At 61.1% G+C, this 20,972-nt stretch carries 22 protein-coding genes; 8 read left to right on the top strand and 14 right to left on the bottom strand.

Annotation, left to right across the window (positions count from 1 at the left end; all coding sequences use genetic code 11):
- Window positions 1–65: 65 nt before the first annotated feature.
- The 3 genes from AX768_RS05345 to AX768_RS05335 all read left to right on the top strand — a co-directional run bounded on the left by AX768_RS05345 (window position 66) and on the right by AX768_RS05335 (window position 4,653).
- Window positions 66–434 (top strand): DUF883 family protein, encoded by a 369-nt coding sequence (locus tag AX768_RS05345; protein WP_061999087.1) that lies wholly within the window; start codon window positions 66–68, stop codon window positions 432–434.
- A gap of 279 nt (window positions 435–713) precedes the next feature.
- Window positions 714–3,338 (top strand): DNA mismatch repair protein MutS, encoded by a 2,625-nt coding sequence (gene mutS, locus AX768_RS05340; protein ID WP_231941369.1) that lies wholly within the window; start codon window positions 714–716, stop codon window positions 3,336–3,338.
- The gene (locus AX768_RS05335) at window positions 3,301–4,653 is read left to right on the top strand and encodes a hypothetical protein (protein ID WP_231941326.1); all 1,353 of its coding nucleotides are present in this window, start codon (window positions 3,301–3,303) and stop codon (window positions 4,651–4,653) included. The genes mutS and AX768_RS05335 overlap by 38 nt, the downstream gene beginning before the upstream one ends.
- A gap of 78 nt (window positions 4,654–4,731) precedes the next feature.
- Here the strand turns inward: AX768_RS05335 and AX768_RS05330 are convergent, their stop codons facing one another.
- Window positions 4,732–5,271, bottom strand: coding sequence for an FKBP-type peptidyl-prolyl cis-trans isomerase (locus AX768_RS05330; protein WP_061999085.1), 540 nt, complete (start codon window positions 5,269–5,271; stop codon window positions 4,732–4,734).
- 33 nt (window positions 5,272–5,304) lie between these two features.
- Here AX768_RS05330 and AX768_RS05325 point away from each other — a divergent pair, with 33 nt between their 5' ends.
- Both AX768_RS05325 and AX768_RS31895 read left to right on the top strand, forming a co-directional pair.
- Complete coding sequence (locus tag AX768_RS05325; RefSeq protein ID WP_061999084.1) at window positions 5,305–6,525, top strand: cupin domain-containing protein; 1,221 nt, start codon at window positions 5,305–5,307, stop codon at window positions 6,523–6,525.
- Between the two features lie 243 nt (window positions 6,526–6,768).
- Entirely contained in the window at window positions 6,769–7,032 is a 264-nt protein-coding gene (locus tag AX768_RS31895) for a hypothetical protein (RefSeq protein ID WP_075360448.1), read from the top strand.
- 184 nt (window positions 7,033–7,216) lie between these two features.
- Here the strand turns inward: AX768_RS31895 and AX768_RS05320 are convergent, their stop codons facing one another.
- The 10 genes from AX768_RS05320 to AX768_RS05275 all read right to left on the bottom strand — a co-directional run bounded on the left by AX768_RS05320 (window position 7,217) and on the right by AX768_RS05275 (window position 16,336).
- On the bottom strand, window positions 7,217–7,990 hold the full coding sequence (locus AX768_RS05320; RefSeq protein WP_061999083.1) for an MBL fold metallo-hydrolase: 774 nt from the start codon (window positions 7,988–7,990) through the stop codon (window positions 7,217–7,219).
- A 10-nt stretch (window positions 7,991–8,000) separates the two neighbouring features.
- Window positions 8,001–9,143: an outer membrane protein assembly factor BamC gene (gene bamC / locus AX768_RS05315; RefSeq protein WP_062000800.1), complete on the bottom strand. Its 1,143-nt coding sequence runs from the start codon at window positions 9,141–9,143 to the stop codon at window positions 8,001–8,003.
- Window positions 9,144–9,310: 167 nt separating this feature from the next.
- Complete coding sequence (dapA, locus tag AX768_RS05310; protein ID WP_061999082.1) at window positions 9,311–10,216, bottom strand: 4-hydroxy-tetrahydrodipicolinate synthase; 906 nt, start codon at window positions 10,214–10,216, stop codon at window positions 9,311–9,313.
- A 42-nt stretch (window positions 10,217–10,258) separates the two neighbouring features.
- Window positions 10,259–10,867, bottom strand: a complete 609-nt coding sequence (locus AX768_RS05305) for a class I SAM-dependent methyltransferase (protein WP_061999081.1) — start codon at window positions 10,865–10,867, stop codon at window positions 10,259–10,261.
- A gap of 11 nt (window positions 10,868–10,878) precedes the next feature.
- The gene (locus AX768_RS05300; protein ID WP_061999080.1) at window positions 10,879–12,081 is read right to left on the bottom strand and encodes a tryptophan--tRNA ligase; all 1,203 of its coding nucleotides are present in this window, start codon (window positions 12,079–12,081) and stop codon (window positions 10,879–10,881) included.
- Between the two features lie 4 nt (window positions 12,082–12,085).
- Complete coding sequence (locus AX768_RS05295) at window positions 12,086–12,751, bottom strand: site-2 protease family protein (protein WP_061999079.1); 666 nt, start codon at window positions 12,749–12,751, stop codon at window positions 12,086–12,088.
- A 154-nt stretch (window positions 12,752–12,905) separates the two neighbouring features.
- Entirely contained in the window at window positions 12,906–13,547 is a 642-nt protein-coding gene (locus AX768_RS05290) for an L-threonylcarbamoyladenylate synthase (protein WP_061999078.1), read from the bottom strand.
- A 163-nt stretch (window positions 13,548–13,710) separates the two neighbouring features.
- Window positions 13,711–14,541, bottom strand: a complete 831-nt coding sequence (locus AX768_RS05285) for a 3',5'-nucleoside bisphosphate phosphatase (RefSeq protein ID WP_061999077.1) — start codon at window positions 14,539–14,541, stop codon at window positions 13,711–13,713.
- 53 nt (window positions 14,542–14,594) lie between these two features.
- Window positions 14,595–15,482: an alpha/beta fold hydrolase gene (locus AX768_RS05280; protein WP_061999076.1), complete on the bottom strand. Its 888-nt coding sequence runs from the start codon at window positions 15,480–15,482 to the stop codon at window positions 14,595–14,597.
- Complete coding sequence (locus AX768_RS05275) at window positions 15,479–16,336, bottom strand: ferritin-like domain-containing protein (protein ID WP_061999075.1); 858 nt, start codon at window positions 16,334–16,336, stop codon at window positions 15,479–15,481. The genes AX768_RS05280 and AX768_RS05275 overlap by 4 nt, the downstream gene beginning before the upstream one ends.
- A 250-nt stretch (window positions 16,337–16,586) precedes the next feature.
- On the opposite strand from AX768_RS05275, the gene AX768_RS05270 reads away from it, so the two are divergent.
- The 3 genes from AX768_RS05270 (at window position 16,587) to AX768_RS05260 (ending at window position 18,607) form a co-directional block, all read left to right on the top strand.
- Window positions 16,587–17,111, top strand: coding sequence for a gamma carbonic anhydrase family protein (locus AX768_RS05270; RefSeq protein WP_061999074.1), 525 nt, complete (start codon window positions 16,587–16,589; stop codon window positions 17,109–17,111).
- Window positions 17,112–17,182: 71 nt separating this feature from the next.
- Entirely contained in the window at window positions 17,183–18,127 is a 945-nt protein-coding gene (gene hslO, locus AX768_RS05265) for an Hsp33 family molecular chaperone HslO (protein ID WP_062000799.1), read from the top strand.
- A 120-nt stretch (window positions 18,128–18,247) separates the two neighbouring features.
- Window positions 18,248–18,607 carry a hypothetical protein gene (locus tag AX768_RS05260; protein WP_061999073.1) on the top strand — a complete coding sequence of 120 codons (360 nt, stop codon included), beginning with the start codon at window positions 18,248–18,250 and terminating at the stop codon, window positions 18,605–18,607.
- Between the two features lie 101 nt (window positions 18,608–18,708).
- Here AX768_RS05260 and ftsB read toward each other — a convergent pair whose 3' ends face one another.
- From ftsB to AX768_RS05245, 3 genes are all read right to left on the bottom strand, one after another.
- Entirely contained in the window at window positions 18,709–19,164 is a 456-nt protein-coding gene (ftsB, locus tag AX768_RS05255; RefSeq protein ID WP_061999072.1) for a cell division protein FtsB, read from the bottom strand.
- Between the two features lie 134 nt (window positions 19,165–19,298).
- A complete protein-coding gene (gene eno, locus AX768_RS05250; RefSeq protein ID WP_056352523.1) occupies window positions 19,299–20,582 on the bottom strand; it encodes a phosphopyruvate hydratase in 1,284 nt (427 codons plus the stop codon).
- Window positions 20,583–20,662: 80 nt separating this feature from the next.
- Entirely contained in the window at window positions 20,663–20,950 is a 288-nt protein-coding gene (locus AX768_RS05245; protein WP_061999071.1) for a DUF1330 domain-containing protein, read from the bottom strand.
- Window positions 20,951–20,972: the final 22 nt, after the last annotated feature.

The raw sequence follows: 20,972 nt of genomic DNA, 5'->3' as shown, positions 1-20,972 counted from the left end.
TTGAGAGCCGCGCGACTGAAAAGCGCGGATCGAAATAAACCAGGGACACGTCAAAGGAGCTGCAAATGGGTTTGTTTTCACGTTCTACACTCGATAGCAACATCAATGACGCCGCCAAGGTCGGCCGACGTGCTGTGCGTGGCGCAAGCGACGTGGTCGATTCGGCCAGCACGCAACTGCGCGGATTGTTGGACGAGCTCGACAGTTCGATCCGCGACGCGAAAGACGTCAATGTGGACCAGTTGCGCAAGGACTTGCAGTCCAAGCTGAAGACAGCGCGTTCGCAATTCGATGGGTCGTCCTCGGCGATCGCGGATCGTTTCAACGACGCCGCCGGTTACGCTGATGAATTCGTCCACGACAAGCCGTGGCACACGCTGGGCGCCGTCGCGGGCCTTGCGCTGCTGGTCGGTTTTCTGGCAGGACGTTCGTAAAATCGCAAGCATGATCAAAGCAAAAGCGCCGGCTTGCCGGCGTTTTTGCTTTTACGGCGTGAAGATCGCTCGAAAACGTCAAGATCTCGACCTCTCGTTAGCCATCCGGCCAGGGGGTCGCCAAGGCCCTGACGCGGTACACTCGTGCCCTTAGACATCTTAGACATTCGCGAAATCCAAGCAATCACGATGGGCACTCACACCTCCGTTTCTCCCGCCGCACCTGACGCGCAGCGCATCGATTCCGCTGTGCCGGTCGACCTGTCGCATCACACGCCGATGATGCAGCAGTACTTGCGAATCAAGGCGGAGCATCCGGGGACCCTCGTGTTCTACCGCATGGGCGATTTCTACGAGCTTTTCTTCGACGACGCTGTCAAAGCCTCGCGCCTGCTCGACCTGACTCTCACGCAACGCGGTGCATCGGGCGGCAACCCCATCAGGATGGCGGGCATTCCGCATCATTCGTGCGAGCAATATCTTGCCAAGCTGGTGAAGCTCGGCGAGTCGGTCGCCATCTGCGAGCAGATCGGTGACCCGGCGACATCGAAGGGACCGGTCGAGCGCAAGGTCGTACGCGTCGTCACGCCCGGCACGCTCACTGACGCGGCTCTCCTCTCCGATAAAAACGACGTCTTCCTGCTGGCGTTATGCCCTGCACACAACCGTCGCGGTGTTGTGACGAGCGTGGGGCTTGCGTGGCTCAATCTTGCAAGCGGCGCGTTGCGTCTTGCTGAAGTGGCGCCGGATCAACTGGGCGCGGCACTTGAACGCATCCGGCCGGCGGAAACGCTGGTGGCCGACTCGTTCTCGGAATCGAACGCACCGTTCCAGGTTCCGAACGTCGGCGCAACCACGCGCGTACCCGCATGGCACTTCGATGTCGGCTCCGGCACGCAGCGCTTGTGCGAGCAACTCGATGTCGCGGGCCTCGACGGTTTCGGCGCCCACTCGCTGACCTGCGCATGTGGAGCGGCCGGTGCGCTGTTGCTCTATGCCGCCGCAACCCAAGGTCAGCAATTGCGGCACGTCCGAAGCCTCAAGGTGGAGTACGAGTCGGAGTACATCGGACTGGACCCGGCCACGCGACGCAATCTGGAATTGACCGAAACACTCCGCGGTACGGAATCTCCGACACTCTGCTCGTTGCTCGATACCTGCTGCACAACCATGGGCAGCCGTTTGCTGCGCCACTGGCTGCACCATCCGCCGCGCGATTCGGCCATCGCCCAGGGAAGGCAGCGCGCGATCGGCGCATTGCTCGAAGCACCGCCGGACGCAAGCCTCGATGGCCTGCGCGCAGCACTTCGCCAGATTTCGGATATTGAACGAATCACGGGCCGGCTTGCACTGTTGTCGGCACGACCACGCGATCTTTCGAGCTTGCGCGATACCTTCGCCGCCCTGCCGCAACTGCGCGAACGGCTCGCTTCGGTCAAGGTGCACGCGGCATGGCTTGAACGTATCGATGCCTCGCTCGAACCGCCGCCGGAATGCCTCGAACTGCTGACCCGCGCGATTGCCAAGGAGCCTGCCGTGCTGATTCGCGACGGCGGTGTGATGGCGCGCGGTTATGACGCGGATCTCGACGAGTTGCGTGACATCTCGGAGAACTGCGACCAGTTCCTGATCGACCTGGAAACGCGCGAGCGCGCCCGCACGGGGATCGCGAATCTGCGAGTCGAGTACAACAAGGTGCATGGCTTTTACATTGAAGTCACGCGAGGTCAGACGGACAAGGTTCCGGACGACTACCGGCGCCGTCAGACGCTCAAGAATGCCGAGCGTTACATCACGCCGGAGCTGAAGACTTTCGAAGACAAGGCGCTGTCCGCGCAGGACCGCGCGCTCTCCCGCGAGCGCATGCTCTATGACGCGCTGCTGCAGACGCTGCTCCCGCATATCGGCGACTGTCAGCGCGTGGCGGCGGCGTTAGCAGAACTGGATCTGCTGAGCGCATTCGCCGAACGCGCACTCGCGCTCGACTGGGTGGCGCCGTCGTTTGCGGGCGACTCGGGCATCGATATCGAACAAGGGCGGCACCCCGTAGTCGAAGCGCAAGTCGAACAGTTCATCGCCAACGATTGTTGCCTGAACACCGAACGCAAACTGTTGCTGATCACCGGTCCGAACATGGGTGGTAAATCGACGTTCATGCGCCAGACGGCGTTGATCGCGCTGCTTGCGTACGTGGGCAGTTATGTACCGGCCAAGCGCGCGAGCTTTGGTCCGATCGACCGGATTTTTACCCGCATTGGCGCGGCCGACGACCTCGCGGGTGGCCGCTCGACCTTCATGGTCGAGATGACCGAAGCCGCGGCCATCCTCAACGACGCCACCCCGTCGAGTCTCGTACTGATGGACGAGATCGGCCGCGGCACATCGACTTTCGACGGCCTCGCGCTCGCCTGGGCGATTGCACGGCACCTGCTCTCGCACAACGGCTGCCATACGCTGTTCGCCACGCATTATTTCGAGTTGACCCAGTTGCCGGCCGAGTTCGCGCACGCCGCGAACGTGCACTTGTCGGCGGTCGAGCATGACCATGGCATCGTTTTTTTGCACTCGGTCAACGAAGGTCCTGCGAACCAGAGTTACGGATTGCAAGTGGCGCAACTCGCAGGCGTTCCGCCTGCCGTGATCAAGGCCGCCAGAAAACACCTGGCGCATCTGGAGCAGCAGTCGATCGGCCAGGCGTCGCCGCAATTCGACCTGTTCGCGCCCCCGCCGGCAGATCTCACGGATATTAACGAACCCGAAGCGCGCGATGAACCGGCCGCGCCTCACCCGGCGCTTGACCGCCTTCGTGCGATCGATCCCAACGAGGTGCGTCCCCGCGACGCGCTCGATCTGCTGTACGAACTACATGAGCTGGCGTCGCACGCTCCGGATGCATCTCGCTAATTGCGCGTCACGCGCTCACTGGCTGCGTGCGCGCGTGACGCACGCGTTTGCCCTCGCCTGCGTCGTCATGGCCGCGCAAACGGCGCGCGCCGAGGCGCCGCCGATGAGTTTCGCGATTGCATCGAACGTGGTGAACAGATCAAGTGACGAGACCACGCTGCAACAGATGCTCGATGCCATCGGACGCGATCGCAATACGTCGTTCATCGTCTACGACGGCAATCTGAAAAGCGAAGCCGAACCTTGTCGCGACGCCCTGTACAACACGCGCCAGCAGATCTTCGATAGCTCGCGCAAACCCGTGGTCCTGTTGCCTGGCGGCAATGACTGGGCGTCGTGCAGTTCGTCGCAAGCGGGTGGCTATGATCCGGTCGAGCGGTTGGACTTCATTCGCCAGTCGTTCTTCGCGGATTCGAACTCTCTCGGTCAGACGCCCATGAGCGTGATTCGCGAAAGCGACGTTGCGCGCTTTCGTCCGTTCCGCGAAAACGTGCGATGGCAGACCAACGGCATTGCGTTCATCGGATTGAATGCGCCCGCGCCGAACAATCATTATTTGACCGCCGGCGGACGCAACGGCGAGTTCGAGGACCGCTCCGTCGCCAACGCTTTCTGGCTGGAACACGCGGTCGAAACCGCGCGCCGCACCGACATGCGTGCGGTCGTGGTGATCCTGCAAGGTGATCCGGACTTTACGCGCTATGAACGGCGTGATCGGTTTGCGTGGTTGCGGTTTTCGCGCGGCGATACATCACGCGACGGGTTTCTCGAGCTCAAGCGCAGCCTTGTGAAAGCCGCAGAATCGTTTCGGGGTCCGATGATTGTGATTCACGGCTCCGACACACCTATTGTCAAAGGTTTTCGTATCGATCAACCCTTGCGCAATGACAAGGGGACCGTGGTGGCGAATCTGACGCGCATCGAGGTCGGATTGAAGAATCCGCGAACGCAATGGCTCGAAGTCGAATCCGACCTGAGCTGGCGACCGCCGTTTCGTGTCCGCGTGCGGGACGTGACCGTGCGGCCGAACGCGCAAGCTCAAGGGTCGCCTCCGGCATCGGCGCCGGCTGCATCGTCTGTGCCGAGCGTTGAAAACGGCGCGCCGGGACCGTCATCTTTTTTCCAGGAGATGCAACCGGTGCAGCAACATCCGGCGCCTGCGCCCGCGAGCGACGGCGCAGCGTCCAATGCCACGCCTCAGATGCCACCGTTGCTGAATCCGAATCCGCCGCCGACTGTGCCGCCGATCCTGAACGCGCCTTCGAACCCAATAACACCTGCAAGCGGTGCATCGAATAAAGCAGATGGTCAATGAAATAAAACAAAGGCGCAGCAACCTGCCTGCGCCTTGTGTTCACTTCCGATCCCGATCAACCGATAAAACCGAACCGCCTCAATGCAAGGTCGGACCCGCGTCCTTGCCCGGCTCTTCATCGTCCTCGTCGAGCACTTCGAGACCATCGAGCCCATGCGCGTGCTGGTGCTCTTTCTCGTCTTCGGTGGCTTCACGCACTTCCTGCACGTTCAACGCGAAACGCAGCGCCATGCCGGCGAGCGGATGATTGCCGTCGAGCACGACCTTGTCTTCTGCTACATCGGTCACTGTGTAGATGAGCGAATCGAGTTCGTCCTCGCCGTCTTCCGGCGTGCCCTCGAATTGCATGCCGATTTCGAGCGGCTCCGGAAAGCGGCCACGCGCCTCCACCTTCACGAGATCGGGATCGTACTCGCCGAACGCGTCTTGCGGCTCGAGCTGCAATTGCGTCTGATAGCCGGCTTCCTGACCGTCGAGTGCTTCCTCGATCTTGGGGAACGTGCCATCATAGCCGCCGTGCAGATAGACCATCGGCTCGTCGCTTTCCTCGATCAGGTTGCCATGAGCGTCAGACAGCTTATAGGCGACTGATACGACGGTGTCTTTTGCGATTTTCATTGGATTCTCCAAGATACAAGCCTCAATTATACGATGCCAGCGCGGTCCCCAAACGTTCCCTCAAGTCCTTTCGCGGTGCCGCTTCCCGACGAACCTTCAACCCTCCTTGGCGGCCTCTCGCCCGCGCAGTTCATGCGCCGGTACTGGCAGAAAAAGCCGCTGCTGATCCGTCAGGCGATTCCCGGCATCCAGGCGCCCCTCGCGCGCGACGAACTGTTCGACCTCGCCGACAACGACGACGCCGAATCACGCCTGATCACCCATTTTCGCCAATCCTGGGCAATGGAACACGGCCCGTTTGCGCCAGATGAACTGCCGTCCGTAAAAAAGCGTGACTGGACATTACTCGTGCAAGGCGTGAACCTGCACGACGACCGCGCCCGGTCGCTCCTCGACCGCTTCCGTTTCATACCTGATGCGCGGCTGGACGACCTCATGATCTCGTACGCGACGGACGGCGGCGGTGTCGGCGCGCATTTCGATTCCTACGATGTCTTCCTGCTGCAGGTCCATGGCAAACGCCGCTGGCGTTTCGGTGCGCAGCGCGATCTCTCGCTAAAAGAGGGGTTGCCGTTGAAAGTTTTACAGCACTTCGAAGCCGATGAGGAATGGGTGCTCGAGCCGGGCGACATGCTTTATCTGCCGCCTCATATCGCCCATGACGGCGTGGCCGAAGGCGAATGCATGACATGCTCTATCGGCTTTCGCGCACCGTCCGCCGCCGAACTGTCGGGACAATTCCTGTATCACCTGGCTGAGCGCATGGAAGAGATGTCGGGTGGCCGCGGCAAGGGCGAACAGCGTTACCGCGACCCGACTCAGCCGGCCGTCACGAATCCCGCGCAATTGCCGCCCCTTCTGGTCGAGCGGGTAGGCGCGATCCTTGCGAACATCGAATGGACTGAAAAGGAGGTTGCTGGTTTTCTCGGTACTTATTTGAGCGAGCCCAAGGCGAATGTCGTATTTGATCCGCCACAACGACCTTTGAATGAAAAGCGATTTATTGAGCGCGCGAAGCAGTCCGGTTTGAAGCTCGATAGAAAAACCGTGCTGCTTTACGACAAGCACGCTTATTTTCTCAACGGCGAACGCGAGTTAATGTCGCCGAAAGCCAGAAAATGGCTGCCCGAGCTTGCTGACAAGCGATATCTGGAGGGGAAACGGTTTGTAACACTCTCTGGAGAATCGTCAATGACAGTCTTACTGCACGAGTGGTATTGTGCGGGCTGGATTCAAGTCGACGCGAACGCCTAGCGTTGTTTGGTCTTGTTGTTCGCCGGGTTGTTATCGCAGGCTGATGAAATGTATGAGAAAGACAACGTATTGTCCCTGCATTTATCGACGGTCAGTACGAAAGTGCATATAATTTCCGCCCAAGCCGTAGGAAGTCTCACAACCATACATAATGTGAGTCCACAACGGCCCGGGTCGGTGTTGGAGCACACATTACCGGTACTTTGCGCTGTTGCTTACCTTTAACCATAAAAGGACGTGATCATGAAGAAATCTCTCCTCGTAGCATCCCTGTTGGCTGCTGTTGCTCTTGCTGCATGCAACAAGTCTAGCGATACGGCTGCTCCGGGCGCTGCTAGCGATACGTCGGCTGCTTCGGCACCGGCAGCTGCTGCTTCGGACGCTGCGGCTTCCGCAACGGACGCAGCATCGAGCGCTACGGCTGCTGCAAGCGACGCAGCTTCGGCTGCTGCAACGGCATCGGACGCTGCTGCTCCGGCTGCTGCTGCTTCGGGCGCGAGCCAGTAAGTATTGAGTCAGAGGCCAAGTTTCCCGCTCTTGAGCATGATTGATCCAGCAGGAAACGAAGCCTCCGCAGTAAGCCCACAAGGTTGATTTTGTAGGCTTACGAAAAAACCGGCCCTCGGGCCGGTTTTTTTACGTCTGGTGCTTCTTGATTTAAAAGTTCGATATGCCTGTCACGGAGGACGCTTCAAAGGGATAGCCAGTCGAAGCCATCCGCCTGCGTCGCGACCATCACGTCGGCGGCCGTCGCGCCCAAGACCGAAGCAAGGGCCGCCTGCGCCAGCTCAGGCAAGTTGTTCTGCTGGCTCAAATGGGCGGCCACCAGATGACGCAGCTTCGATCGATCCAGCGATGCAAGGATGGCCGCCGCCGCGTCGTTGTTCAGATGCCCATGCATGCCGCTGATGCGGGCCTTCAACGACGCAGGATAGCGGCTCGTCGCGAGCATCTCCATGTCGTGATTGGATTCGAGCACCAGCGCATCGCAACCGCTCAACGTGCTGGTGATATGCGGCGTAGCAACGCCCACATCCGTCAGGACGCCCAAGCGGCTTGCGCCGTCGGAAAACACGTACTGGAGGGGTTCGCGTGCGTCGTGGGGAACTGTGTAGGGCAGCACATGCAGGTTGCCCACAGCGACGCTCTCGTCGCCCCAGAGCACATGCAGGTCGACCGGTGCGTCATCGGCGCCTACCGCGCGCGCCGTGCCCCAGCTCATGTGTACCGGTATGGACCATTTGCGCGCCAGCGTCAGCGCGCCGCCAATGTGATCCGTATGCTCGTGCGTGATGAAAATGGCATCGAGCTGATCAGGGCGAACGTCGAGCCTCGCAAGGCGCCGCTCGACTTCCTTGGCTGAAAAACCACAGTCCAGCAGCACGCGCGTGGTGATCGTGCCGCTGGCCGACTCGACCAGCAACGCGTTGCCTTCACTGCCGCTGCCGAGACTGGCAAAGCGCATTGGCCGGGACCTAGTTCAACTGCGCATGCAACAACGCAACGATACGTTGAGCGTCAGTCGATGTATCGACCTGACCGTTCGCATCGACCACGGCGACCTGCGTCAGGGCATCGGCCTTCGGACGCACATTGACCATGAATTCGCGTGAGGGCTTCGGCGCGCTGCCGGTGAACAGCTTGCCGAGCAGCCCTTCCTTCTTCAGCTCCGCCATGGAGTCGGAGAAACGCACGTAATACACGCCCTTCGCGCGGTCCCGGTTGTCCACGGTGAAGTTGGTACGGTCAAGCGCCAAACCGACTCGCAACCAGGCGCGATCGAACGGCTCGGAAATGTCGAGCGTAGACGTGCCGCCCGATTGATCCAGTGCGACAGCCGGCTCGGCCGGACGTGCTTCGGTCAGCAATTGTTTGGCTTGTGCATCCGTGAGACCGAACTTCTCCATCAGCTTCGCAAGGAACGCCGCTTCGAGCGCCGGGTTGCGCGGACGCTCTTCCCATTTCGACGAGGTCTTGTCCTGGCCGGTCAGCACTTCTTCCATCGCGGCGTGGCTGATCGAGATGTCCGTGGAGTTGTTCGAGCCACGTTCCACCAGCGTGCGGAACTGGTCGCGCGTACCCGATGAATACGCAAAGTCGATCAGCTTGCCTACGCTCTTCCTGAACCAGTCGTCCGGAATGTTCGCGCGATTCTCAGCCCAGTCAGTGGACATGATGCCGGTGGCCGGCGCATCGGTCTTGAGCGTGAAACCGTTCTCTTCCCAGAACTCCTGCAACTGTGGCCAGAGTTGATCGGGCGAGCGGCCGTCGACCACTAGCCAGCGGCGGTCGCCGTCGCGTTCCACGTGCATGCCGAACGGGTCTTGCGGCGTCGGCAAACCGACTGTCGCATTGCCTGCCGGCGTCAGCGAACGCGGTGCCGCGCCGCCGAGCGAATTCAGCTTGGGCGGTGCAGCGTACCGCTGGCTGATGTCGCCGGTGGTCAGATCCGACGGCACTGCCAGCGACGGCGCCGTTTCAGCACCCTTGTAATTCACACGGTCAGGCGCGAGCCAATCGTTCAAGGTGTCACAACCGCCAAGCGAGATCAGCGTGCCGATTGCAAGCGACAGCGCGCCAATGGTGCGAGCGTTGTTGATTAAGGCAGAACGTTTCATGAGGTCCTTCGTGATGCTGAATGCGCGTTGCCTGGAAGCTAAGCCGGGAACGGGTCGATGAACGACGGGTTGATGACACTCGCTGGCTGGCCGAACGGTTGTGCGGCCGGGATGCACTGCATGCAGGCGAACGCGCGTGTTGTTCAAGCGCATCCGCCCGCGGTAAGTCAGGCCAAAAGCCCGGTCTCGCGCAACGCGGCGCGCACGACGTCGTGATAACGCGCGTCGAGCGGCGTCAGCGGCAGGCGAATCCCGCTCCCCATGCGCCCAAGCGCGGTCAGCGCCCATTTCGCGGGAATCGGATTCGACTCGCAGAACATGTTTTTGTGCAGCGACAGCAGGCTCAAATGAATCTTGCGTGCCGTGATGGCGTCGCCGGCCAGCGCCGCACGGCAGAGTTCGCTCATTGCACGCGGTGCCACGTTCGCGGTCACCGAAATATTGCCGTGGCCGCCGAGCAGCATCAACGCGATCGCGGTCGGATCGTCACCGCTGTAGATTGCGAAATGCGCGGGTGCCTCGTTGATCAGATTCGCTGCACGATCGATGTTGCCCGTCGCTTCCTTCACGCCGATGATTCCTGGCACGTTTGCCAGGCGGATCACGGTGTCGTGATTCATGTCGGCAACAGTACGGCCCGGCACGTTGTACAGGATCACCGGCAGATCAACCGATTCCGCGATCTTGCGAAAGTGCTGGTACATGCCCTCTTGGGTGGGCTTGTTGTAATACGGAACCACTTGCAGCGTAGCGTCCGCGCCAACTTCCTTCGCGGCGCGCGCCAGTTCGACGGCCTCCGAGGTGGAGTTGCCACCCGCGCCCGCGATGATCGGAAAGCGCTTGGCCGTATGTTCGACGGCGGTTTTCACCATCAACACGTGCTCTTCCACGGAGAGCGTGGCGGACTCACCACTGGTGCCGACGACCACGAGCCCGTTCGAGCCCTCTTCAACATGCCAGTCGATCAGTTTTCGAAACGCCGGCAGATCGAGACTACCGTCCTCGTGCATCGGGGTGACGATGGCAGGAATGCTGCCGCGGATCTGGATGCCGCCGTGTGTTCCGTTTGTCATGAAACGCTAGGGAAATTGGTCGGAAACCGCGATTGTAGCGGATTAGGACTGTAGAACGTAACGATCCGGGGGTGCGGCATTGTTACGGTCCGTAAGGCCCGTGGACAGAGGCGCCGGCCCGGCTACGGCGCAGATGCGCTGCACGCAGGATGCACGCGGCGCGCTGATAAATCCATCCTGATAAGCGATGACCCGCAAGCGCGGGCGCACGGCGTCGAGAAGTTCGCCGGGATTGAGCAGGAAATCCGGATTCGATGGCTTGCCGAATTGCGCATTGCCTGCGGCAAAGGTTTCGTAGAGCAGCACGCCGCCGGGCGCGAGGGCATCGAGAAGAAAGGGAAATAACGGCCGGTGAAGATAGTTCGTCACGACCACGGCGGCGAACTTTTCGTCTTCGCGCAAGGGCCACGCCGCATTTTCAAGATCGGCGCAACGCGTGCTTACGTGCTGCACGGCAGCGAGACTGGCGAGCGCGGTTTCATCGCGATCCAGTGCCAGAACGTCGTGTCCACGCGATGCAAAAAACCGCGAATGACGGCCGTTGCCGGCCGCCACGTCAAGCACCGCACCGCCCTTTTCCACCAGATGCGACCATTGCTCGATCCATGCACTGGCGGTGGTTGGGGGCGAATACAGCGCGGGCGTCGGCATCACGGCTTGCTTCAGTTGTAAGACAGGCCCATGGCGTCGCGAACGTCGCGCATGGTCTCGACTGCAAACTTGCGCGCCTTGTCGCAGCCATCGGCCACGATGGCACGCAACAACGAAGGGTCATCCATGTATTTCTGTGCGCGCTCGAGCATGGGTTGCTGCTCGCGCAGGATCCCTTCGATCACCGGCTGCTTGCACTCGAGGCAGCCAATGCCCGCAGTGCGGCACCCCTTTTGCACCCACTCGTGCGTCGCTTCGTCGGTGTAGACCTGATGAAGCTGCCATACCGGGCATTTGTCCGGATCGCCCGGATCGGTGCGGCGAACACGCGCCGGATCGGTCGGCATGGTGCGCACTTTCTTCGTGATGCTCTCGGCGTCTTCACGCAAGCCGATAGTGTTGCCATACGACTTCGACATCTTGGCGCCGTCGAGGCCCGGCATGCGCGACGCTTCGGTCAACAGCACTTGCGGCTCGACCAGGATGATCTTGCGCGCGCCTTCCAGGTAGCCGAAAAGCCGTTCGCGATCGTTCATGGACAAGCTCTGCGATTCCTGCAGCATCGCGCGTGCTTGTTCGAGCGCTTCGTCGTCACCCTCTTGCTGATACGCGACGCGCAACTCGTGATAAAGCTTTGCACGCTTGCCGCCGAGCTTCTTGGCGGCATCGAGCGCCTTCTCTTCGAAATCCGCTTCACGTCCATAAAGATAGTTGAAGCGCCGGGCAATTTCACGCGTCATTTCGACGTGCGGCACCTGGTCTTCGCCCACCGGAACGAGCGACGCGCGATACAGCAGGATGTCTGCCGCCATCAGCACCGGATAACCGAGAAAACCGTATGTGGTGAGATCCTTTTCCTTCAGCTTCTCGATCTGCTCCTTGTAGGTCGGCACGCGTTCGAGCCAGCCAAGCGGCGTCCCCATGCCGAGCAGCAGCGCCAGTTCGGCGTGCTCAGGCACGCGGCTCTGAATGAACAGCGTGGCCTGCGCCGGGTCGATGCCAGAAGCGAGCCAGTCGATCAGCACTTCCCACACGTTCTTCTCGATCACCTCGGGCGTTTCGTAGTGCGTCGTCAGTGCGTGCCAGTCGACGACCGCAAAAAAGCACGGGTATTCGGACTGCAGCCGCACCCAGTTCTTGAGCACGCCGTGATAGTGGCCTAGGTGCAGCGAGCCGGTAGGCCGCATGCCGGAGAAGATACGGTCAGGGAACATGGTTTTATTGGAAGAGCGAAGCAAGGGGATTCAGGACGGCCGACACCGCGACGTACCCGGCGCTCACCAGCGGTCCGAGCCAGAAACGCGTCAGGGTGCCGGTCATGACCAGCGCCATCACGATAAAAAACCCGTAGGGCTCGAGCCGCGACAGCATGATCGACGCACGCACCGGCAGCAAGGCCATCAGCACACGGCCGCCGTCGAGCGGCGGCAGCGGGAACAGGTTGAGCACGCCGAGCACGAGGTTCACGCCCACGCCCGCCGCAGCCATGCGCGTGAGGAAGGGTTCGTTGACATTGAATGCTGCGAGCAGCACGGCAATCACGCCCCAGATCAGCGCTTGCGCGAAGTTGCTGGCCGGCCCGGCAGCCGCGACCCACAGACTGCCCCAGCGCGGGTTGCGCAAATTGCCGAATGCAACCGGAACCGGTTTTGCGTACCCGAACATGAACGCGCCGCTCGTGACGAAATACAGCACCAGTGGAATTGCCAGCGTGCCGATGGGGTCGATGTGGCGCATCGGATTAAGCGAGACGCGGCCGAGCACGTAAGCCGTGTTGTCGCCCAGGAGGCGGGCCGCGTAGCCGTGCGCGGCCTCGTGCAGCGTGATCGCGAAAATCACGGGGAGCGCGTAGACCGCGATCGTTTGTATCAGGGAGGAATCCATAGCTCGCTATTGTATCAAGCAGTTGTGGCGCCACTCATGGCGGTGTGTGCGAGCGTTCGCGGGCCGTCGCGCGTCGAGGCGTGCGCTTTGCCTCGCGCGCCGCCCTATTGTGTCATCGCGGAAATTCAGGTGATGGAAATGTTGCCCGCCCGTGTCATTGCGCGCTGTCAGCGGTGAGACCGAACAACTCCAGGCTTCCCAGCCCCGGGCGCACGAGGACCGGTACTTCGCCCGTCAGATCGATCACGGTTGACGGTTCCATTGGGCAGGCGCCGGCGTCGATCACGAGATCGATCTGTTTTTCGAGCTTTTCGCGGATCTCTTCGGCGTCGTTGAGCGGATGGGTATCATTGGGCATGATCAGCGTGGAGCCCAGCAGCGGTTGTCCGAGCGCTTCCAGCAGCGCAAGCGTGATGGCGTGATTCGGCACCCGCAGGCCGATCGTCTTGCGCGACGGATGCGAAAGGCGCCGCGGGACTTCCTTGGTTGCCTGCAAAACGAAAACGTAAGGACCCGGTGTCACGGATTTGATCAGACGATAGTTCCGGTTATCGACGATCGCAAAATTTGAAAGCTCAGACAAATCCCGCACCAACAGCGAAAGCAGTTGTTTCTCGTCGAGTCCGCGAATGCGGCGAATACGCTCGACGGCGTCCTTGTCATCGAGATGACACGCCAGCGCATAGCTCGAATCGGTCGGCAACGCCACGATGCCGCCATCGTTGATGATCTGCACCGCCTGATTGATCAGCCGCGGCTGCGGATTATCCGGGTGAATGCGAAAGAATTGAGACATGACCAGAGGACTAGAAAAGTTGCCCGGCGGGAGCATCCGTCGGTTTGCCCGAGGCTCTCCATGTGAACTCGGCAGAATACCCGCAAATTCATGCTATTGCGCGACAAACGGCGCAAGGGAGCGTGGAGTGGTGCAAGGATCGTGCGAAGCCTGGCGGACAAGCTCAGCGCAGGCATTCCCAGACGGGTTTGAGGTCGGCGGGAAGCGGCGGCAATTGGCCAAGGTCGATACGGCCCTCGCCCGCCGCATGAAAATCCGAACCGCGCGAAGCGTAGAACCCATAGCGGCGCGCAACCTCCGCATATTCCCGATACTGATCCGGCGTATGGCTGCCCGTCACCACTTCAATGGCGCGGCCGCCTAGCTGGATGAATTCATCGAAGAGCGCGGCGAATTCGACCTGCGAGAAATCATACCGCCCCGGGTGCGCGATCACCGCTTCGCCGCCGGCCGCCTTGATCCATTTCATGGCGTCGGCGAGTTTCGACCATCGATGGCCGACGAAACCCGGTTTTCCGTCACCGAGGTATTTCGAGAACACGTCCGAGGTGGACTCTGCGTAGCCTTTATCAACCAGAAAACGCGCGAAGTGTGTGCGCGAGATCATTGCCGGGTCGTTCACGTAGGTCAGCGCGCCTTCATAGGCGCCCGGGATGCCGATCGCGGCCAGCGCCTGCCCGATGGCCTCACCGCGTGCCCTGCGGCCGCTACGCGTCTCGGCAAGGCCGTCGATGAGCTCCTGGCAATCCGCATCCACATTGAGCCCCACGACATGAACCGTGCGTCCCGCCCATGTGACCGAGATCTCGACGCCGCCGACATAGTCCATTCCAAGCGCCCTGGCCGCTTCGCGCGCCTCGCGCTGGCCGCCGATCTGGTCGTGATCGGTCAGCGACCACAGCGTCACGCCGCCTGCGTGCGCACGCGCGGCAACCTCGGCTGGAGCGAGCTGGCCATCGGAAACGGTGGAATGGCAATGCAGGTCGGCGTTCATCGTTGGAACTCTGGGAGTCATCTATTCATTCTACTGCAACGCGTCAAAGCGGATCACGCGCAAAACGCTTCGATCAGCGCCGCTACGCGCTCCGGCTGATCGTGGTGCAGCATGTGGCCGGCGTTATCGATGAGTTCCTCGCGCCAATCCGGGAATGCGGTGAAACGCTGCTTGAATTCATCGATGGGAACGTCCGCCGCGATCGCAGCCAAAGTCGGCGACCCGACGGCTTCCACGTGCAAGACCTTCGCCTCGACCTTCGACCAGACGGCCATCACCTCTTCCAGCCGGTACAACACCGGTCCACGAAGCTTGTGGGCCGGATCGGCGAGTAAATGGAGGCGGCCTTCGCCGTCCGGCTTTGACCAGTGGGCGGCCAGGAAACGCGCCTTCGCGAGCGGCAAGCGCGGGTTCGTGCGGATCAGGCGCTGGGCGACATCGTCGAAAGTGGCGTAGGTTTTGAGCGTCGGCGGCGCCCGAAGGTCGTCCAGCCATTGCCTGAGGCGTGCCGGCGCGCGCCCGGGTTGCACCGCGGCCATCCCGAACCCTTCCAGATCGACCACGCGGCGCACTCGCTCCGGCCGAACGCCCGCGTAAAGGCAGACGACGTTCGCGCCCATGCTGTGGCCGACCAGGTTCACCGCCTCGCGTGGCGGTGTGTAGTGGTTGATCAGTGCATCGAGATCGGCGAGATAGTCCTGGAACCAGTAGTTCCCGCTCTTGCCCTCGGCCACCGGCCAGTCCGACAGGCCAAAACCGCGGGCATCGGGCGCGATGACCTGCCACTCGCCGGCGAGCGCATCGACGACGAACTGGAATGACGCCGCTACATCCATCCACCCGTGCAGCATGAAAAGCGTGGGCGCGTCGGGGCGGCCCCAGCGGCGGACATGCAGGCGCGTCCCGCGTGTGGTGACGAAGTCGGAAGTGGATGTTTTCATCGGGAAGACCCGGTGGCGTCGAGGCCTGCGAGCGCGCGCAGTTCGGCCTCGTCAAAACCGGCATCGCGGCGCGCTTCGAAATTGAACGGTCCACGCAGTTTCGGCGCGTGATAGCGCTCGGCGAGTTCTTCGTAGGCGACGTGCGGATCGGCGTTCGCCTTGTCGCACAAGTGCCGGAACCAGTGATTTCCAATGAGCACGTGGCCGATTTCGTCGTGGAGAATGATGTCCAGGATAGCCGCCGATGCATGGTCGCCCGCCTGCGCCAGACGGCGGCGAATCGGCGGCGCTGCGTCCAGGCCGCGCGCTTCGAGCGTGCGCGGCACCAGCGCCATGCGCGCGAGCACGTCGCCCCGCGTGCGTTCGGCCATTTCCCAAAGGCCGTCGTGGGCGGGAAAATCGCCATATGCGTGACCAAACTCCGCCAGCCTCGCGCTCAGCAGCGAAAAATGCCGCGCTTCTTCAGCCGCCACCTTGAACCAGTCGATGTAAAAGGCCTCGGGCATCGATGGAAACCGCCAGACTGCATCGAGCGCCAGATTGATCGCATTGAATTCGATGTGAGCGAGCGCGTGCAACAGCACGGCGCGCCCGGCGTCGGACTGCATGCTGCGCCGTTTGAGCGATGAAGGCGCCACCAGTTCCGGCGCGTCGGGGCGCCCGGGCAGGTCGAGCGGATCGGTGATACGGGCGGTGACGTCGAGCGTCATGTCCATCGCGAGCATGCGGTCGTAGAAAAGCTGCGTGGCGCGGGCTTTGGTCGACGGATCACGTTCGCGCAACAGCGCGAGTGCAGCGTGCCGGACACTCAGTAGAAAGGATGACGAACTGGACAAGTCGAGCGGGTCGGACATGATTCTCAAAGAGTTTTGACGTGCTTATGCTTGATACGCCGGAACCGGGCAATCCCGTCCTCGGCGGCCGGCCGCACGGCACTTCCCCGCAACCGGCTAAAATAACGGTTTCCCCGGTCGCATTTCAGATTTCAGCATCAAAACGCGCTGGAGCCGCCGTTCAAGAGCTCAACCAGCGACCGATTGTACTGTCCAGCCGCGGCGCCCTAGCCTGCCGCCCAATTCCGCTTCCAGCCCCACAGGAGACACAGTGGCAATCTACAAGCTCGGCGATGCCGCCCCGACCATCCACGAAAGCGTATTTGTCGCTGATACGGCGACCATCATCGGCCGCGTAACGCTTGAGGAGAACTCGAGCGTCTGGTTCGGCGCCTCGCTGCGCGCGGACAACGAGCCGATCGTGCTCGGCCATGGAAGCAATATCCAGGAGGGAGCGGTGCTTCATACCGATCCGGGCTTTCCCCTGACCATTGAGGCGAACGTCACCGTCGGCCATCAGGCAATGCTGCACGGCTGCACCGTCAAGGAAGGCGCGCTCATCGGAATTCAGGCGGTGGTCTTGAATGGCGCGGTAATTGGCCGCAATTGCCTTGTTGGTGCAGGCGCCGTGGTGACCGAAGGCAAGATTTTCCCCGATAACACCCTGATCCTCGGCGCACCCGCGAAAGCCGTGCGGGAACTGACGGAAGCGGACATTGCGAAGATGCAGGGCGGCACGCGTGGTTACGTGGAACGCCGCGAATATTACAAGGCGCAACTCGTGCGGATCGGCTGAATGCCGCTTCGTGCGTTTTGCGCAATCGATTAAAGGACCCCAGCGTGGTTAACGATCAGCTGCAAAAATTCATGTTCAACGCGGCGCCAGTGCGCGGCGAGATCGTCTCGTTGCGCGATACATGGCAAGAAGTACTCACGCGCCGCTCCTATCCCGCGCCCGTGCGCAATGTGCTCGGCGAAATGATGGCTGCCTGCGCGCTGCTGTCGGCGAATCTCAAGTTCGATGGCACGTTGATCATGCAGATCTACGGCGACGGACCGGTGACGATGCTCGTCGTGCAGTGCAATTCGGACCTGTCGCTGCGCGCGACGGCAAAACTCGCTGAGTCAATAGAAGGAGCGAGCGAAGCGCCCGTCGCGATCACCGACGACATGACCCTCCCCGACTTGCTGAACCGCAATGGCCAGGGACGTTGTGTGATCACGCTCGACCCGCGCGACAAGAAGCCCGGCCAGCAGGCGTATCAGGGCATCGTGCCGCTAAGCGGCGAGCATGGGCCGCTCGCATCGATGGCCGAAGTGCTGGAACACTATATGCATCACTCCGAGCAGCTCGATACACGCATGTGGCTCGCCGCGAACACCGAGCGCGCGGTGGGCATGCTGCTGCAGAAGCTTCCGGGCGATGGCGGTATCGTCCCGCACCCGGGCGAACATGACGCCGATACCTGGCAGCGCGTGTGTCACCTCGGCGGCACGCTGTCGAATGAAGAGTTGTTGAAGGAAGAGCCTGAGACTGTATTTAAGCGGCTGTTCTGGCAGGAAAACGTGCAGCACTTCGAGCCGGCTCAGGCTCGTTTCGAATGCACGTGTTCGCGTGAGAAAGTCGGCGGGATGCTGAAGATGCTGGGTCGGGAAGAAGTCGACAGCGTGGTCGAAGAGCGTGGCAGTGTTGAAGTCCATTGCGAATTCTGCAACCAGCGCTATGAGTTCGATCCCGTGGACGTGGCGCAACTTTTTGTCGCGGGAGAAATCTCGCAAGCCGTAAGCCCGGCGCCGGATCAACGGCATTGATCGACGTCGCACAGGAAGAGTTCTATTGTCTGTAACAAGACGTCGCGGGATGGCGCTTTGCCGATGCGCGACGTGGCATTATCCCTGTCCGATTAGTAGCCCGGCCCGCTGGAGGTCGACATGAAACTCTTTGCATTTGTATCGAAGAAACTGGCCGTCGCGGTGTGCGGTTCAGCGTTTCTCACGCTCGGCGGGTGCATGATGGACCCGCCAGGACCGTCGCCGGTTTACAGCCGCCTGCCCGCCACGCAGAATCATGCGGCCCAGCCGCTTTCCCCGGAAGAGCAACAGCGCTACAACCAGATCGACCGGCAGGTGCTCGCCGAGCAGCAACAGGCCATGGCTGCGGATGCCGCGGCTCAGGCGTATTCGCAATACTATCGGCCGCCGGTGACGGTGTACGGCGGATATTCGAGCGGCGGGTGGGGTAACAGATGGGGTACGGGTATTGGGGTTGGATACCCGGGGTATTATTGGTAAGGCTGATTCCCAAGGGTCGAGAAGGGCCGCAAATAGTAAAAGCCGTTCCAACTTACATTGGAACGGCTTTTTTGTATTCTGTCGGGTCGATTCGACTAGCCTCAGCCGCCCGCTTTCTTCTTGGCGGCGTCCTGCTTCTCTTTGGTCGCCTGCCGCTCGAACGCGCGGCGCTCTTCCTTCGATCGTGAAACCGGGTTGGGCACCACTCGCAAAGGCGCGGCGGAAACTTGTCCTCGCGTGGACGCGCTGGACTGTGCGTTCACCGAGTTGGCCGGCGCAGGGGAATTCGGCGAGACAAACTGCACGAATACCTCGCTGTCCTTCATCATGCCCATTTCATAACGCGCGCGTTCTTCAACAGCCGCCGTACCATTCTGCAAATCCGCGACTTCGCCCTGCACACGTTCGTTGCGCAGCTTCAGATCCGCATTTTTCTTTGTCTGGTTGACCAGTTGCTGCTGCAACTCGTGAACACGCAACCAGCCACCGTGCCCCCACCACAGCGGATACTGGATCATCGCCAGCAGCAGGATCAGGACAAAGGTGACAATCCGCATTTAAGAGGCGAGAGAAAAGCGCTGAAACTTCAACTGGTATTTCGGCGCCGCCCCGGGTTCGCGGGAACACGGGGCGGCGGACTGAACAAACGGCTATATCCGGACTAACGTCCGTCTGGACAAAAGCTTTAGCTTCAACGCAAATTGTAGAAGGCCGACTTGCCCGGATAGCTGGCGATATCGCCCAGATCTTCTTCAATGCGCAGCAACTGGTTGTACTTCGAGATGCGGTCGCTACGCGACAAAGAACCCGTCTTGATCTGACCGGCATTCAGGCCGACCGCGATATCCGCAATCGTCGAATCTTCCGTTTCGCCCGAACGATGCGAGATAACGGCAGTGTAACCCGCGCGCTTCGCCATTTCGATTGCTGCAAAAGTTTCTGTCAGTGTGCCGATCTGGTTGATCTTGATCAGGATCGAATTGGCGATGCCCTTTTCGATCCCTTCCTTCAAAATACGCGTGTTCGTCACGAACAGATCGTCGCCCACGAGCTGGATCTTCTTGCCGAGCTTATCGGTCAAGATCTTCCATCCGTCCCAGTCGCTTTCGTGCATGCCGTCTTCAATCGACACGATCGGGAATTTATCGGCGAGCGTGGCGAGATAATCTGCGAATTCAGTGGACGACAACTGCAGGCCTTCGCCCGCGAGCTGATATTTGCCGTCGTGGTAGAACTCGCTTGCGGCGCAATCCAGCGCAAGCAAAACGTCTTCACCCGCACGATAACCCGCCTTCTCGATCGCCTGAACGATGGTCGAAAGACACTCGTCGTTGCTGCCGAAATTCGGCGCGAAACCGCCTTCGTCGCCCACGGCCGTGCTCATGCCACGGTCGCTCAGGATCTTCTTGAGCGCGTGGAACACTTCCGCGCCGCAACGCAGCGCTTCGCGGAAGGTCGGCTGGCTGACCGGAACGATCATGAATTCCTGGATGTCCAGGCTGTTGTTGGCGTGCGCGCCGCCGTTCACGATGTTCATCATGGGAACGGGCAATTGCATGGCGCCCGAACCGCCGAAATAACGATACAGCGGCAAGCCCGCTTCCTCAGCCGCGGCCTTGGCCACTGCCATGGAAACGGCCAGCATGGCGTTCGCGCCGAGGCGCGACTTGTTGTCGGTACCGTCGAGTTCGAGCAGGGTCTTGTCGAGAAACGCCTGTTCCGATGCATCGAGTCCCATGATGGCTTCGGAGATTTCGGTGTTGATGTGCTCGACTGCCTTCAGCACGCCCTTGCCGCCGTAGCGGCCGGCTTCGCCGTCGCGCAATTCGATGGCTTCACGCGATCCGGTCGATGCGCCGGACGGCACCGCGGCGCGGCCCATCGTGCCCGATTCCAGCAGGACGTCGCATTCGACGGTGGGATTGCCGCGCGAGTCGAGAATCTCGCGACCGATGATATCTACGATGGCACTCATGGTTTCCTCAAGAAATGACGATAAATCAGGTCTGACAGCAAGCCGGGGTTGAAGATCTTGCGCGGGCTCGAACGGGAGGCTTACACGCCTTCGACGACCATCATGTGCATCTCGGCTGCGCCGCTTCGCACACTTCGCGCCGCTTCATACCCGGCTGAGTGGTACCACTTGACCGCGGTCTCGTAATCGTCGAATTCGATCACGACACCGCGCGGGAGCAACGAGCCTTCGAGGGTTTCGCTTTTACCGCCGCGAGCGAGGTAGCGGCCACCATGCGCTTCGATTGCCGCAGCCGCCAGCGGTCGGTACGCCGCGTACTTCTCCGGGTCCGTCACATTGGCATTCACGATGACATAACCTTTTGCCATTGCCCTCTCCTCCTGATGCGAT

This window comes from Burkholderia sp. PAMC 28687, from assembly GCF_001577465.1.
Lineage (GTDB): Bacteria > Pseudomonadota > Gammaproteobacteria > Burkholderiales > Burkholderiaceae > Caballeronia.
The sequence above is the reverse complement of the archived record's forward strand: the minus strand, read 5'-3'. Positions and strand labels throughout refer to the sequence as shown.